The sequence below is a fragment of the Aureimonas flava genome, from assembly GCF_003583935.1.
Lineage (GTDB): Bacteria > Pseudomonadota > Alphaproteobacteria > Rhizobiales > Rhizobiaceae > Aureimonas > Aureimonas flava.
In genome coordinates, this window is sequence record NZ_QYRN01000005.1 from 155,641 (window position 1) to 170,457 (window position 14,817).

The 14,817-nt window shown below is 69.3% G+C and carries 8 protein-coding genes; 3 read left to right on the forward strand and 5 right to left on the reverse strand.

Going from position 1 to position 14,817, the window contains the following annotated elements; all coding sequences use genetic code 11:
* The first annotated feature begins 160 nt into the window (after nt 1-160).
* The 3 genes from metH (at nt 161) to D3218_RS10580 (ending at nt 8,063) form a co-directional block, all read left to right on the forward strand.
* The gene (gene metH / locus D3218_RS10570; RefSeq protein ID WP_119540280.1) at nt 161-3,925 is read left to right on the forward strand and encodes a methionine synthase; all 3,765 of its coding nucleotides are present in this window, start codon (nt 161-163) and stop codon (nt 3,923-3,925) included.
* 362 nt (nt 3,926-4,287) lie between these two features.
* Complete coding sequence (locus tag D3218_RS10575) at nt 4,288-5,538, forward strand: porin (RefSeq protein WP_119540045.1); 1,251 nt, start codon at nt 4,288-4,290, stop codon at nt 5,536-5,538.
* Nucleotides 5,539-5,783: 245 nt separating this feature from the next.
* A complete protein-coding gene (locus tag D3218_RS10580; protein ID WP_119540046.1) occupies nt 5,784-8,063 on the forward strand; it encodes an NADP-dependent malic enzyme in 2,280 nt (759 codons plus the stop codon).
* 39 nt (nt 8,064-8,102) lie between these two features.
* Here D3218_RS10580 and yjfF read toward each other — a convergent pair whose 3' ends face one another.
* The 5 genes from yjfF to D3218_RS10605 all read right to left on the reverse strand — a co-directional run bounded on the left by yjfF (nt 8,103) and on the right by D3218_RS10605 (nt 14,770).
* Nucleotides 8,103-9,065 (reverse strand): galactofuranose ABC transporter, permease protein YjfF, encoded by a 963-nt coding sequence (gene yjfF, locus D3218_RS10585; RefSeq protein WP_119540047.1) that lies wholly within the window; start codon nt 9,063-9,065, stop codon nt 8,103-8,105.
* Nucleotides 9,066-9,069: 4 nt separating this feature from the next.
* Nucleotides 9,070-10,104 carry an ABC transporter permease gene (locus D3218_RS10590; protein WP_119540048.1) on the reverse strand — a complete coding sequence of 345 codons (1,035 nt, stop codon included), beginning with the start codon at nt 10,102-10,104 and terminating at the stop codon, nt 9,070-9,072.
* Nucleotides 10,101-11,615, reverse strand: coding sequence for a sugar ABC transporter ATP-binding protein (locus D3218_RS10595; protein ID WP_119540049.1), 1,515 nt, complete (start codon nt 11,613-11,615; stop codon nt 10,101-10,103). Before D3218_RS10595 ends, D3218_RS10590 begins: the two co-directional genes overlap by 4 nt.
* Before the next feature lie 167 nt (nt 11,616-11,782).
* Nucleotides 11,783-12,751, reverse strand: a complete 969-nt coding sequence (ytfQ, locus tag D3218_RS10600) for a galactofuranose ABC transporter, galactofuranose-binding protein YtfQ (protein ID WP_119540050.1) — start codon at nt 12,749-12,751, stop codon at nt 11,783-11,785.
* A 546-nt stretch (nt 12,752-13,297) separates the two neighbouring features.
* Complete coding sequence (locus tag D3218_RS10605; RefSeq protein WP_119540051.1) at nt 13,298-14,770, reverse strand: mannitol dehydrogenase family protein; 1,473 nt, start codon at nt 14,768-14,770, stop codon at nt 13,298-13,300.
* Nucleotides 14,771-14,817 lie beyond the last annotated feature (47 nt).

Sequence of the window (14,817 nt, forward strand, 5' to 3'; positions counted from 1 at the left end):
TTGTCAGCAATCACTATGTTTTGGAACGATTCCAGTGCAATCGAGCGTTGCGCCAGCCGGACATCGGGGCCGCGCCCGGGCCGCCTCGCCAGTTCGGCCCAAATCATATAAGGACATCCTTATATGCGACTTGGCCATGCAGGTCCCTGAGGTTCATTCCATGAGTTCCACCCTCGACACGCTGTTCGCTTCCCGCCCCGCCGCGCCGCGCGACGACGTCTGGACCGCGCTGCGCCGGGCGGCCGCCGAGCGCATCCTGATCCTCGACGGTGCGATGGGCACGCAGATCCAGGGCCTCGGGCTCGGGGAGGAGCATTTCCGCGGGGAGCGGTTCGGCGACTGCGCGTGCCACCTCCAGGGCAACAACGACCTTCTGGTGCTGACCCAGCCGCGCGCGATCGAGGACATCCACTTCGCCTACCTCATGGCCGGGGCGGACATCGTCGAGACCAACACGTTCTCGGGCACCACCATCGCGCAGGCCGACTACGAGATGGAGGCCGTGGTCTACGAGCTGAACCGGGAGGGCGCCGCCGTGGCGCGCCGCGCCGCGCTGCGTGCGGAGGAGGCCGACGGGCGCCGGCGCTTCGTGGCCGGCGCCGTGGGCCCGACCAACCGCACGGCCTCGATCTCGCCCGACGTCAACAATCCCGGCTATCGCGCCGTCACCTTCGACGAGCTGCGCCTCGCCTATGCCCAGCAGGTGCGCGGCCTTCTCGACGGCGGCTCGGACATCATCCTGATCGAGACGATCTTCGACACGCTGAACGCCAAGGCCGCCATCTTCGCGGCCGAGGAGGTGTTCGCGGAGGCCGGCGTGAACCTGCCGGTGATGATCTCCGGCACGATCACCGACCTGTCGGGGCGCACGCTCTCGGGCCAGACGCCGACCGCCTTCTGGCACTCGGTGCGCCACGCGAAACCCTTCACGATCGGCCTCAACTGCGCGCTCGGCGCCGAGGCCATGCGCCCGCATCTCGCCGAGATCTCCAGCGTCGCAGACACCTTCGTCTGCGCCTATCCCAATGCCGGCCTGCCCAACGAGTTCGGCCAGTACGACGAGACGCCGGACGCCATGGCGCGCCAGGTGCGCGGTTTCGCCGAGGAAGGGCTGATCAACGTCGTCGGCGGATGCTGCGGTTCGACGCCGGAGCATATCCGCGCCATCGCCGAGGCGGTGGCCGGCCTCGAGCCGCGCCGCCTGCCCAAGGTCGAGCCGATGATGCGCCTGTCGGGTCTCGAGCCCTTCACGCTCACGAAGGACATTCCCTTCGTGAACGTCGGCGAGCGCACCAACGTCACGGGCTCGGCCCGCTTCCGCAAGCTCGTCACGGCCGGCGACTACGCCGCCGCGCTGGACGTCGCGCGCGACCAGGTGGCGAACGGGGCGCAGGTCATCGACGTCAACATGGACGAGGGGCTGATCGATTCGCGCAAGGCGATGGTCGAGTTCCTCAACCTCGTGGCTTCCGAGCCCGACATCGCCCGCGTGCCGGTGATGATCGACAGCTCCAAGTGGGAGGTGATCGAGGCCGGCCTGCAATGCGTGCAGGGCAAGCCGATCGTCAACTCGATCTCGATGAAGGAAGGGGAGGAGGCCTTCCTCCATCACGCCCGCCTCTGCCGCCTCTACGGCGCGGCCGTGGTGGTCATGGCCTTCGACGAGGAGGGGCAGGCCGACACGTTCGAGCGCAAGGTCGCGATCTGCTCGCGCGCCTACAAACTCCTGACCGAGAACGGCTTCCCGCCGGAGGACATCGTCTTCGACCCCAACGTCTTCGCGGTGGCGACCGGCATCGAGGAGCACGACGGCTACGGCACCGCCTTCATCGAGGCGACGCGCACGATCCGCGAGACGCTGCCGCACGCCCACATCTCGGGCGGCGTGTCCAACCTGTCCTTCTCGTTCCGCGGCAACGAGCCGGTGCGCGAGGCGATGCACGCGGTGTTCCTCTACCATGCCATCCAGGCGGGCATGGACATGGGCATCGTCAACGCGGGCCAGCTCGCGGTCTACGACACGATCGACGCCGAGCTCCGCGAGGCCTGCGAGGACGTGGTGCTCGATCGGCCGGGGCGGGACGGCAAGAGCCCGACCGAACGCCTGCTGGAGCTCGCCGAGCGCTATCGCGGCACGGCCGGCAAGGAAGCCAAGGCCAAGGACCTCACCTGGCGCGAGGGCACGGTGGAGGAGCGGCTCGCCCACGCCCTCGTCAACGGCATCACCGAGTTCATCGACGCCGACACGGAAGAGGCGCGGCTCAAGGCCGAGCGCCCGCTCCACGTGATCGAGGGGCCGCTGATGGCGGGCATGAACACGGTCGGCGACCTTTTCGGCGCCGGCAAGATGTTCCTGCCGCAGGTGGTGAAGTCCGCGCGCGTGATGAAGCAGGCGGTCGCCCACCTCCTTCCCTACATGGAGGAGGAGAAGCGCCTGTCGGGCGGCGAGGAGCGCAAGAACGCCGGCAAGATCCTGATGGCGACCGTGAAGGGCGACGTGCACGACATCGGCAAGAACATCGTCGGCGTCGTCCTCGCCTGCAACAACTACGAGGTGATCGACCTCGGCGTGATGGTGCCGGCCGCCAAGATCCTCGAAACCGCCAAGGCCGAGAAGGTGGACGTCATCGGCCTCAGCGGCCTCATCACCCCTTCGCTGGACGAGATGGTGCATGTGGCGGCCGAGATGGAGCGCGAGGGTTTCGCCGTGCCGCTGCTGATCGGCGGAGCCACCACGAGCCGCGTCCACACGGCGGTGAAGATCGACCCGCGCTATCGCAAGGGCCAGACGGTCTACGTGACCGATGCCAGCCGCGCCGTCGGCGTGGTGTCGAACCTCCTGTCGCCCGAGGGGCGCGAGAGCTACGCCGCGGGCGTGCGGGCCGAGTACGAAAGGGTGGCGGTGAAGCATGCGGAGGCCGAGGCCGAGAAGCAGCGCCTGCCGCTGGAGAAGGCGCGCGCCAACCGCCAGCCGATCGACTGGACCGGCTTCCGGCCGACCAGGCCCTCGTTCCTGGGAACGCGCACCTTCGACAGCTGGGACCTCGCCGAGCTGGCGCGCTACATCGACTGGACCCCGTTCTTCCAGACCTGGGAGCTGAAGGGTCGCTATCCCGCGATCCTCGAGGACGAGAAGCAGGGTGCGGCTGCCCGCCAGCTCTTCGAGGACGCGCAGGGCATGCTCGCCCAGATCGTCTCGGAAGGCTGGTTCCGCCCGCGCGCCGTGGTCGGCTTCTGGCCGGCCAACGCGGTGGGCGACGACGTGCGCCTCTACACCGACGAGGCGCGCAACGCGGAGCTTGCGACCTTCTTCACGCTGCGCCAGCAGCTCGCCAAGCGGGGCGAGCGGCCCAACGTGGCGCTCGCCGACTTCGTGGCGCCGAAGGACACGGGCATCGCCGACTATCTCGGCGGCTTCGTGGTGACGGCCGGCATCGAGGAGGAGGCGATCGCCGACCGGTTCGCCAAGGCCAACGACGACTATGCCGCGATCATGGTCAAGGCGCTGGCCGACCGGTTCGCCGAAGCCTTCGCCGAGCGCATGCACGAATACGTGCGGCGCGAACTGTGGGCCTACGCGCCGGAAGAGGCCTTCGCGCCCGAGGCGCTGATCGCCGAGCCCTACGCGGGCATCCGTCCGGCGCCGGGCTATCCGGCCCAGCCCGACCATACGGAGAAGGTGACGCTGTTCCGTCTCCTGGACGCGGAGGCGCAGGCCGGCGTCGTGCTGACCGAAAGCTACGCGATGTGGCCGGGGTCTTCGGTGTCGGGGCTCTACTTCGCCCATCCCGACAGCTACTACTTCGGCGTCGCCAAGGTGGAGCGCGACCAGGTCGAGGACTATGCGCAGCGCAAGGGCATGGCCATCGCCGAGGTCGAGCGTTGGCTCGGTCCGGTGCTGAACTATGTGCCGCCCGCCCGCTAGCCCGGGCGGCCGATCCCCATCCGAGAGGCGGGAGCGATCCCGGCCGGCCCTCGCGGTGCGTCCGCGAGGGCCGGCGTGCGCCGTTGCGCGGGCGAACCGGACGCACCGGCGGCCCGGGTGTCCTCGAGGGGCATACCCCATCGGCGCGCCAGCTTCGGAAATGGAAGTATTGCTTACATTAAGCTGAACCTGCCATATCCGCAGTCAAAATGTGGCCAAAACGGCACAACGCTGTGGCAGTCAGCTTAATGGGCAAGCGTTCCGGCGGTTTTTAAATTGTCTCCAAACATCTTCAATGGCATTTGTCGGACGTAGCCGCCGCAAGGGCTGCCTTAGCCTTCAACCAGGAATTGTCCGGGACAATGAAAAACGTTTTCCACCAAGTACTTCTTGGCTCCGCTGCGGCTCTCGTCGCTGTTTCCGGTGCTCGCGCCGCTGATGCCATCGTTGCTGTCGAGCCGGAGCCGGTCGACTACGTCCGCGTCTGCGACGTCTACGGCAAGGGCTTCTACTACATCCCGGGCACCGAGACCTGCCTTTCGGTCGGCGGTTACGTCCGCTTCCAGGTGAACGTCGCCGGCGACCCGGCCGTCAACCTCGAGGGTGACGACTACCAGCTCGCTTCCCGCGTCCGCGCCCGTCTGAACTTCGACGCCCGCGAAGAGACCGAGCTCGGCACCCTGCGCGCCTTCGCCCGTCTCCAGGCGACCAACACCTCGGGCGCCAACAACGGCGTGGCGATGGACCAGGCCTACATCCAGCTCGGCGGCCTGCTCATGGGCTACCGTGACTCGATGTGGTCGTCGAACATCGGCGGTCTCGAGGACGGCCTTCTGACCGACACCGACCTCGTGGTCGGCGACTTCAACACCAACCAGGTGTCCTACACCTTCGCCACCGGCGGCTTCTCGGCCTCGATCGGCCTCGAGGACGACGGCACCGGCGACGTGGTTCCGGACATCCACGGCAAGATCGTCTACTCGGGCGCCTTCGGCGGTGCCTACCTGTCGGCCGTCTACGACGAGACCTTCAACCAGGAAGACCTCGCCACCGCCTTCGGCAGCAACTTCAACTTCGTGACGCTGTCGGGCGGCTTCCCGACCCGTCTGCAGGACGGCAGCAACGACGCCTTCGCTCTGAAGGGCGGCGTGCTCCTGAAGGACCTGATCGCTGCCGACTCGCAGCTGAAGATCGAAGGTCACTACGCCTTCGACCCGACTGTCTACTCGTCGATCTCGGGCCTGGCCACGGTCAACACCTTCGCCGCCAACAACCCGAACATCCTGAACCCGACCCCGGGCTCGCTGCCGATCTTCCTCGAGTGGGCCGCCGGTGCGGGCTACGCCCAGAAGTTCGGCAAGCTCGGTCTGGCTCTCTCGGGCCAGTACGGCGAGACCTTCGACACGCAGTTCCTGGCGGTCAGCCCGCTGGGCACGGTCGTTCCGGTCGACCTGTCGGGCGACTACTACGCCGTGGTCGGCAACGTCGGCTACCAGATCACGAACAACTTCGCGACGCTGGCGGAAGTCTCGTACAAGAACGTCGACTTCGGTGGCCCGATCGGCGACACCGATCAGTTCAACGGCTTCCTGCGCTTCCAGCGCAACTTCTGATCCGACCGCAATATCGAAGGGGCCTCGCGCCCCTTCGTCCTTCCTGCCTCCAGTTTCGGGGAGAGACCTGTCGTCCCAGGTCTCTCCCTTTTCCGTTGGGGCATGCGGCCTCCGGTTTCCGGGGCCGCGGCAGGCGCCGGTTTCGCTGCGCTGCCGCAAGGTTGCCCCGTTGACGCGGGCCATTCACCGGGAAACAAGGACCCTTCGGCGGGCGAGGCGCCCGGCTCAGCGACCGAGGGGGATCCATGGCCGACACGACGCGACGCAGCGGCATTCGCACCACCGATGCGGAGGCGCTCGCCTTCCACGCCGATGGCCGCCCCGGCAAGCTGGAGATCGCGCCGACCAAGCCCATGGCCACCCAGCGCGACCTCAGCCTCGCCTATTCGCCGGGCGTCGCGGTGCCGGTGAAAGCCATCGCCGAGGACCCCGCCAAGGCCTTCGACTACACGACGCGCGGCAACATGGTCGCGGTGATCTCCAACGGCACCGCCATTCTCGGCCTCGGCAATCTCGGGCCGCTCGCCTCCAAGCCCGTGATGGAGGGCAAGGCGGTCCTGTTCAAGCGCTTCGCCGACGTCGATTCGATCGATCTCGAACTCGACACGGAGGATCCCGACACGTTCGTGAACGCCGTGCGCTATCTCGGCCCCTCGTTCGGCGGGATCAACCTGGAGGACATCAAGGCCCCCGAATGCTTCATCATCGAGCAGCGCCTGCGCGAGCTGATGGACATTCCCGTCTTCCACGACGACCAGCACGGCACCGCCATCATCGCGGCCGCCGGCATCATCAACGCGCTGCACCTGACGGGGCGGGAGATGAAGGACATCAGGCTCGTGTGCAACGGCGCGGGAGCGGCCGGCATCGCCTGCGTCGAGCTGGTCAAGGCCATGGGCGTGCCGCACGACAGCGTGATCCTGTGCGACACCAAGGGCGTCATCTTCCAGGGCCGCGCCGAGGGCATGAACCAGTGGAAGTCGGCGCACGCCGCCCATACGGACGCCCGCACGCTCGAGGACGCGATGCGCGGCGCCGACGTGTTCTTCGGCGTCTCGGCCAAAGGCGCCCTGACGCCTGACATGGTGCGCTCCATGGCGCCGAACCCGATCATCTTCGCCATGGCCAATCCCGACCCGGAGATCACCCCGGAGGAGGCGCACGCCATCCGCGACGACGCGATCGTCGCCACGGGGCGCTCGGACTATCCCAACCAGGTCAACAACGTGCTCGGCTTCCCCTACATCTTCCGCGGTGCGCTGGACGTGCGCGCCACGCAGATCAACGACGCGATGAAGATCGCGGCCGCCGAGGCGCTCGCGAGCCTCGCCCGCGAGGACGTGCCCGACGCGGTCGCCTCCGCCTACAAGGGGTCCGGCCGGCCGAAGTTCGGGCGGGACTACATCATCCCCGCGCCGTTCGACCCGCGCCTCATCACCCAGGTGCCCGAGGCCGTGGCGCGCGCGGCGATCGAGACGGGCGTCGCGCGCCGCGAGATCCCGGACTGGACGGCCTATCGCAATCAGCTCGCCTCGCGCCGCGACCCCACCGCCGGCACCTTCCAGAACATCTTCGCCACGCTGCGCCAGACGCCGCGCCGCGTCGTGTTCGCGGAAGGCGAGGAGGAGCAGGTCATCCGCGCCGCGACGACCTACGTCACGCAGGGTCTCGGCCAGGCGGTTCTGGTCGGGCGCGAGGATCGGATCCGAGAGACGGCGCGCTTCGCCGGCGTGGAGCTGCGCGACGGGATCGAGATCAACAACGCCCGCCTGTCCAACCGCACCAGCGCCTATTCGGAGCATCTCTACGCGCGCCTCCAACGCCACGGCTACCTCCAGCGCGACTGCCACCGTCTCATCAACACCGACCGCAACCACTTCGCCGCCGCCATGGTGGCGCTCGGCGACGCGGACGCGATGGTGTCGGGCCTGACGCGCAACTACTCGGTGGTCCTGGACGACGTGCGCCGCGTCATCGACCCCAAGCCGAACCGCGCCGTGATCGGCATCTCGATCGTGATCGCGCGGGGGCGCACGACCTTCGTCGCCGACACCGCCGTGCACGACATGCCGAGCGCCCCTCAGCTCGCGCGCATCGCGACGGAAGCGGCCCGCTTCGCCCGCAAGCTCGGCCATACGCCGCGCGTCGCGTTCCTGGCGCACTCGACCTTCGGCCATCCGGCCTCCGAACGCTCGGAGCGGGTGCGCGAGGCGGTGGCGCTCCTGTCGCAGAACAGCGTCGACTTCGAGTTCGACGGCGAGATGGGCGCCGAAGTGGCGCTGAACCCGGAGCTGATGGCTCTCTATCCGTTCTGCCGCCTCACCGGGCCGGCCAACGTCCTCGTCATGCCGGCCTTCCACTCGGCCTCGATCTCGACGCGCATGGTGCAGGAGCTCGGCGACGCGACGGTGATCGGCCCCGTGCTGGTCGGGCTGGAGAAGCCGGTGCAGATCGTCAAGCTCGGCGCCGCCGACACCGACCTCGTCAACATGGCCGCCTTCGCCGCCTTCTCGGCGGAAGGGTAAGGCGGGCGGCGGGCGGGGGCATCCCCCGCCGGCCGCCGGTCAGGTCGCGGCGGCCAGGCCGGTGCGCTTCGTCAGGCCGCGCTGGAGCGTGATGAAGGCGAAGAGCAGGATGCCGATGGCGATCTTGGTCCACCAGGACGAGAGCGTGCCGTCGAACACGATGTAGGTCTGGATCAGGCCCGAGATCAGGATGCCGACAAAGGTGCCGGCGACGAAGCCGACGCCGCCGGTGAGCAGCGTTCCGCCGATCACCACCGCCGCGATCGCGTCGAGCTCCACCCCGACCGTCGCCAGCGAATAGCCCGACGAGGTGTAGAGCGCGAACACGACGCCCGCGACGCCGGCCAGAAGGCTCGACAGCGCGTAGATGCCGATCGTCACGCGCGCCACGGGCACGCCCATCAGCTCCGCCGAGGTCCGGTCCCCGCCCAGCGCGTAGACGTAGGTGCCGAACCGCGTCTTGTGCGCGACCAGCATGCCGAGGGCGAAGACCGCCAGCATGACCATGGCCACGAAGGTGAGGCGGCCGCCGCCGGGAATGCGCCAGAAGATGCCCTTCAGCGCGTCGAAGGCCGGGTGGTCGATCGGCACCGATTCGGTGGTCAGCAGGTAGCAACCGCCCCGCGCCAGGAACATGCCCGCCAGCGTGACGATGAAGGGCGGCGTCTCCAGGTAATGGATCATCGCGCCCATCAGCGCGCCGAACAGGGCGGCGATCACGAGGATCGCGAGGATCATCGGGTAGGGATGCTGGCCGTCGCGGATGGTGACGGCCAGGAACACGCCGGTGAAGGCGATCACCGAGCCGACCGACAGGTCGATGCCGCCCGACAGAATCACGAAGGTCATGCCCACGGCGACGATGCCGAGGAAGGCGTTGTCGGTGAGGAGGTTGGCCACGACACGCGTCGACAGCATCGCCGGGAACTGGACCGCCGAGAGCGCGAAGGCGACGGCGAACACGGCGATCGTGACGAGGAGGGGCAGGAAGCGCGCGTTCATCGGTTCAGACCTTGCGGGAGCCGGCGGCGGCCGGCGCCGCCGTGCCCGTCTCGCGCGCCCGGCCCGCCGCCAGAAGCGCCGTCAGGCGCCCCATGGCGGGCGACTGGAGCACGAGGATCAGCGCGATCAGCACCGCCTTCAGGATGAGGTTCATCTCCGGCGGGAAGCCGGACAGGAGGATGCCCGTGTTCATCGCCTGGATGATCAGGGCGCCCACCAGCGCCAGGGGAATGGAGAAGCGGCCGCCCATCAGCGACGTGCCGCCGATCACCACGGCGAGGATCGCGTCGAGCTCGAGCCAGAGGCCGGCATTGTTGGCGTCGGCGCCCCGGATGTCGGCCGCCGCGATCAGGCCGGCCACGGCGGCGCAGAGGCCCGAGGTCATGTAGGCGGCGATCAGCACGGCCTTGGCGTCGACGCCGGCCAGCGCCGCCGCTCGGCGGTTGATGCCGGTCGCCTCGATCAGGAGGCCGAGCGCGGTGCGCCGGACCAGGAGCACCACCAGCACCGCCATGGCCAGCGCGATCACCACCGGCATGGGCAGGCCGAGAAGGGAGCCCGAGCCGATGAAGAACAGGACCGGGTCGTTGAAGGTGACGATGAAGCCCGAGGTGACGAGCTGCGCGATGCCGCGTCCGGCCACCATCAGGATCAGCGTCGCGATGATCGGCTGGATGTCGAGCACCGCCACCAGGATGCCGTTCCACAACCCGCAGAGGAGGCCGACGCCGAGCGCGGCGAGGATCACCAGCGGGATCGGCACGCCTGCCACCGTGAGCGTCGCCGCTACGGCGCCCGAGATCGCCATGGTGGCGCCCACCGAGAGGTCGACGCCCTTGGTGGCGATTACCAGCGTCATGCCGATGGCCAGCAGCATCACCGGCGCGCCGCGGTTGAGCACGTCGATCAGCGGGCCGTAGAGCCGGTCGTTGCGGAACGAGAGGTCGAAGAAGGACGGGAACAGGATCGCGTTGACGCCGAGCACCAGCGCCAGGGCGAGGAGCTGCGGCAGGGCGGAGCGCAGGCGGGACAGTCTCATCGGTGCGTTCCCTCGACCCCGGCGCCGGCGATGGTGCGCATGATGGCGCCGGGCGAGACGTCCTCGCCCGTCAGGTCGCCGAGATGACGCCGGTCGCGGAGCACCCGCACGCGGCCGGCATAGGTGGTGATCTCGTCGAGCTCGGAGGAGATGACGAGCATGGCCATGCCGTCCTCGCAGAGCCGCTCGATCAGCCGGACGATCTCGGCATGGGCGCCGACGTCGATGCCGCGCGTCGGCTCGTCGAGGATCAGGAAGCGCGGCTCGGTGGCGAGCCAACGGGCGAGGATCGCCTTCTGCTGGTTGCCGCCGGACAGAAGCCGGATCGGCTTCTCGATGTCGGTGGTGCGGATGTCGAGCGCCTCGACGAAGCGGTCGGCGATGCGCACCTGCTCGCGCATCCGCAGCGGCCGCGCCCAGCCGCGCCGGGCCTGGAGCGCCAGCACGATGTTCTCGCGAACCGACAGGTCGCCGACGATGCCCTCCACCTTGCGCTCCTCCGGGCAGTAGCCGAAGCCGGCGCGGATCGCCGCGCGCGGATTGGCGAGGCGCACCGGCTTGCCGTCCACGAAGGCCTCGCCCGTGTCGGCGCGGTCGGCCCCGAACACGAGGCGGGCGGTCTCGGTGCGTCCCGAGCCGAGGAGGCCCGCCACACCCACCGCCTCGCCGGGGCGAATCTCCAGGTCGAAGGGCTCGACGCTGCGGCGGCGGCCGAAGCGGCGGAAGGCGACGCGCGGCTCGCCGGCGGCGGCGCGGGCCGGCGCGCGCTCGTGCACGGCCTCGCCGAGCTCGCGCCCCAGCATCATGGTCACGATGTCCATGCGCGAGGTCTCGGCGATGACGCGTTCGCCCACGAGACGGCCGTTGCGCAGCACGGTCGCCCGGTCGCACACGGCGAAGACCTGATCCAGGAAATGGGTCACGAAGACGATGGCTAGGCCCCGGTCGCGCAAGGTGCGCATGGCGGCGAACAGCATCTCGACCTCGGCGGCGTCGAGGCTCGCCGTGGGTTCGTCGAGGATCAGCACCTTGCCCGACACGTCCACCGCACGGATGATGGCGACGAGCTGCTGCACGGCGACCGAGAGTTGGCCGAGCGCGGCCGCCGGATCGACCGCGAGCCCGTAGGCCCGCAGGAGCTCGGCGGTGCGCCGGCGCATGGCGCGCCCGTCGGTAAGGCCGAACCGGGTCGGCTGGCGGCCCAGGAACAGGTTCTCGGCGACCGACAGGTTGGGCAGGAGATTGACCTCCTGATACACGGTGCCGATGCCCAGCGCCTGCGCCTGCCGGCTGTCCGCCGGATGGATCTCGGCGCCGTCGAGCAGGATGCGGCCGCCGTCGCGCCGGTACACGCCGGTGAGCGTCTTGATGAGGGTCGACTTGCCGGCGCCGTTCTCGCCGAGCAGGGCGTGGATCTCGCCGGCCCGCAGGGTCAGGTCGACGCCGTCGAGGGCGGTCATCCCGGCGAAGGTCTTGGTCAGTTCGCGCAGGGCCAGGAGGTCGTGGGGCATGGATTCGCTCGGGTCCGATGGGCGGGCGCGGTGCCGCCGGGCCGATGCCGCGCGGCTCGCGCGTCCGACGGCGCCGCCGCCTTGAAGGGCCGCGCCGCCGGCCCGACGAGAGGCCGACGGCGCGGATCACGAACCGGACGGGGCGGGGCCCGTCGCAGCGGGTCGGCTCAGTAGCCGAGGCCCTTCTTGGACTCCATCACCGCCTTCGGATCGTCGGCCTGGGTGTAGAGCTTGGATTCGGTCTGGATCCACTTCTTCGGCTCGGTGCCGTCCTTCTTGTAGGCTTCCAGGGCGTCGAAGGCCGGGCCCGCCATGTTGGGGGTCAGCTCCACCGTGGCGTTGGCCTCGCCCGCCGCCATGGCGGCGAAGATGTCGGGCACGGCGTCGATCGAGACGACCATGATGTCCGAGCCCGGCTTGAGGCCGGCTTCCTTGATGGCCTGGATCGCGCCCACGGCCATGTCGTCGTTGTGGGCGTAGACCGCGCAGATGTCCTTGCCGCCGTTCTCGGCCTTGATGAAGCTCTCCATGACCTCCTTGCCCTTGGTGCGGGTGAAGTCGCCGGTCTGCGAGCGGGTGAGCTTGACGTTGTCGTGGCCGGCGATCGCCTCCTCGAAGCCCTTCTTGCGGGCGATCGCGGGGGAGGAGCCGGTGGTGCCCTGGAGCTCCACCACGTTGCAGGGCTTGGAGCCGACCTGGCCGACCAGATAGTCGCCGGCGACCTTGCCCTCGTGGACCTGGTCGGAGGTGACGGCGGTCAGGTAGAGGTCGTCGTCCGAGGTCTCGATGTTGCGATCCAGGAGGATCACCGGGATCTCGGCTTCCTTGGCCTCCTCCAGGACGTCGTCCCAGCCGGTCGCGACCACGGGGGCGAGCAGGATCGCGTCCACGCCCTGCGCCACGAAGGAGCGGATCGCCTTGATCTGGTTCTCCTGCTTCTGCTGCGCGTCGGCGAACTTCAGGTCGATGCCGCGCTTCTCGGCTTCCTGCCTCGTGACGGCCGTCTCGGCGGCACGCCAGCCCGATTCGGAGCCGACCTGCGAGAAGCCGACCACCATGCCGTCCTGCGCGAAGGCCGGCGCGCCCATCACGGTCGCCATCGCCAAGGCCGCAGCCAGCTTGCCCAACTTGCTCATGCTCTTCCTCCCTGATGCCGGGTCGAGGCCGGCCGAAATCCCACCGGCCTCCCGAGCCGGCGCGGCGCCCCGGTCGCGTCCGGGTGCGTCGTTGCGGGGCGTTTGACCCGCAATAACTCATACAAGTTCCAAACCGGCGCGTCTGTCAACTCGGTTTCTCGCGTCCAGCGGGCATGCCGAAGGCGCGCTTCGCCGCGGTGGCGTCAGGCGCGCGCCGCGTCACGTGCCTGTGGATTGCGGGCGGTGCGAGGAAATCGGCCCGCCGGCGAAACCCGGCGGAAACATGGCCGTTGTAGAAGCGAAGGGCCGACTACGAGGGAGAGTTTCCGGTGCGCATCGAGACCATGGTGTCCGTTTTCGTGAACCTGACCGCGCTGGCCATGCTGGCAGCCGGCACGACGCTGGCCGTCGCCATCCTGTTTCCCTAAGGGTTCGGCCGGCCGGGAACGAGCCGGCGGAGCGAGCGCCGGGGCGGGCAAACGAAAAGGGCCGGACCTCTTGGAGGTCCGGCCCTTTTCGATTCGTGGCGCCGCCGCGAGTGGCGAATCAGCTCTTGCTGCGAGCGAGATGGGCTTCCAGCACAGGGCGCACGCCGTCGCGCCACAGCGCCTCGAGATGGCTTGCGAACGCGTCGGCATAGACCGCGTCGGACCCGAGATCGCCGAAGATGTCGCGCTGCTCCAGGAAGCGGCGGGGCTCGTCCCGGGCGGCGCGTGCGGCGGCCTGCAGCGTGTCCCAGTTCGGATCGTTGGGCTCGATGGCGGTGCCGTCCTCCAGCGTGCCGTAGCAGTAGCGGCACCACAGGGCGCCCACCAGGGCGAGGCCGCTGATGTCCTCGCCGCGCGCCCGCCGCTCGCGCACGGAGGGCAGGATGAACTTCGGCTGGCGGTTGGAGCCGTCGAGCGCCAGGCGGCGCAGCGTGTCGCCGATCGCGGGATTGGCGAAGCGCGCGGTGACCGTGGCGAGATAGTCCTCGCGGCTGACGCCCTCAATGCCCGGTGCGGTCGGCAGGAGTTCGTTCTCCTCCACGTCGCGGAAGAAGCGCAGGACGAGGTCGTCGCGCATCGCGTCGTGGGCGTAGGTGAGGCCGACCAGCGCGGCGGGGTAGGCGATCGTGGCGTGGCCGGCGTTCAGGATGCGCAGCTTCATCAGCTCGTAGGGCGTGACGTCCTCCACGAAGGTGACCCCGACGCTCTCCAGCGCCGGGCGCCCGTTGCAGAACCGCTCTTCCACCACCCACTGGATGAAGGGCTCGCAGAACACCGGGCGCTTGTCCTCGATCCCGGTCTCGGCGCGCAGCGACTGCGCCTGCGCGGGCGTCGTCGCCGGCGTGATGCGGTCCACCATCGAGTTCGGGAAGGCGACGGTCCGCTCGATGTGGTCGGCGAGCGCCGGATCGGCCTTGCGCGCAAGGCCGGTCACCAGGCGACGCGTCAGGACGCCGTTGTGGGGGAGGTTGTCGCAGCACAGCACGGTGAAGGGCGGGGTGCCGGCCGCGTGTCGACCGGCGAGGGCGGACGCGATCAGCCCGAACACGGTGCGCGAGGCGTCGAGGTCGGCGGCATCGGCCGCGAGGTCCGGATGGTCGAAGTCGGGCTCGTCGCCCGACATGTAGTAGCCGCCCTCGGTGATCGTGAGCGTGACGATGCGGATCGCCGGATCGGTCAGCACCGCCATGATGGCGGCACGGTCGCCCGGCTCCACCACGCGGATCACCGAGCCGATCACGCGCGTCCGGCGCACGCCCTCGTCCACCTCGGTGACGGTGAAGAGCCCGTCCTGGGCGGCCAGGTCCGCGAAGGCCGCCTTCTCCTCCGGCCGGACGCCAAGGCCGACCACGGCCCAGTCGTGCCCCGCGCCGGTGGCGAACAGGTCGTCGAGATAGACGCACTGGTGCGCGCGGTGGAAATTGCCGACGCCGAAATGCGCGATGCCGGGCGTCAGGCTCGTCCGGTCGTAGGCCGGCACGCGGGCCGACTTCGAGATTTCGGCCAGATTGCCGTTTCCGAGCGCCACCATCGTCGATCCTCCCTTGTGCGGCACCGTCCTCGGTGCCGCCGTCGAGC

Excerpts from the sequence above, each read along its gene's own strand:
- D3218_RS10595 (WP_119540049.1), bottom strand. The coding sequence starts at position 11,615 with ATGCCCCACGACCTCCTGGCCCTGCGCGAACTGACCAAGACCTTCGCC.
- D3218_RS10605 (WP_119540051.1), bottom strand. The coding sequence starts at position 14,770 with ATGGTGGCGCTCGGAAACGGCAATCTGGCCGAAATCTCGAAGTCGGCC.
- metH (WP_119540280.1), top strand. The coding sequence starts at position 161 with ATGAGTTCCACCCTCGACACGCTGTTCGCTTCCCGCCCCGCCGCGCCG.
- ytfQ (WP_119540050.1), bottom strand. The coding sequence starts at position 12,751 with ATGAGCAAGTTGGGCAAGCTGGCTGCGGCCTTGGCGATGGCGACCGTG.
- D3218_RS10575 (WP_119540045.1), top strand. The coding sequence starts at position 4,288 with ATGAAAAACGTTTTCCACCAAGTACTTCTTGGCTCCGCTGCGGCTCTC.
- yjfF (WP_119540047.1), bottom strand. The coding sequence starts at position 9,065 with ATGAACGCGCGCTTCCTGCCCCTCCTCGTCACGATCGCCGTGTTCGCC.
- D3218_RS10590 (WP_119540048.1), bottom strand. The coding sequence starts at position 10,104 with ATGAGACTGTCCCGCCTGCGCTCCGCCCTGCCGCAGCTCCTCGCCCTG.
- D3218_RS10580 (WP_119540046.1), top strand. The coding sequence starts at position 5,784 with ATGGCCGACACGACGCGACGCAGCGGCATTCGCACCACCGATGCGGAG.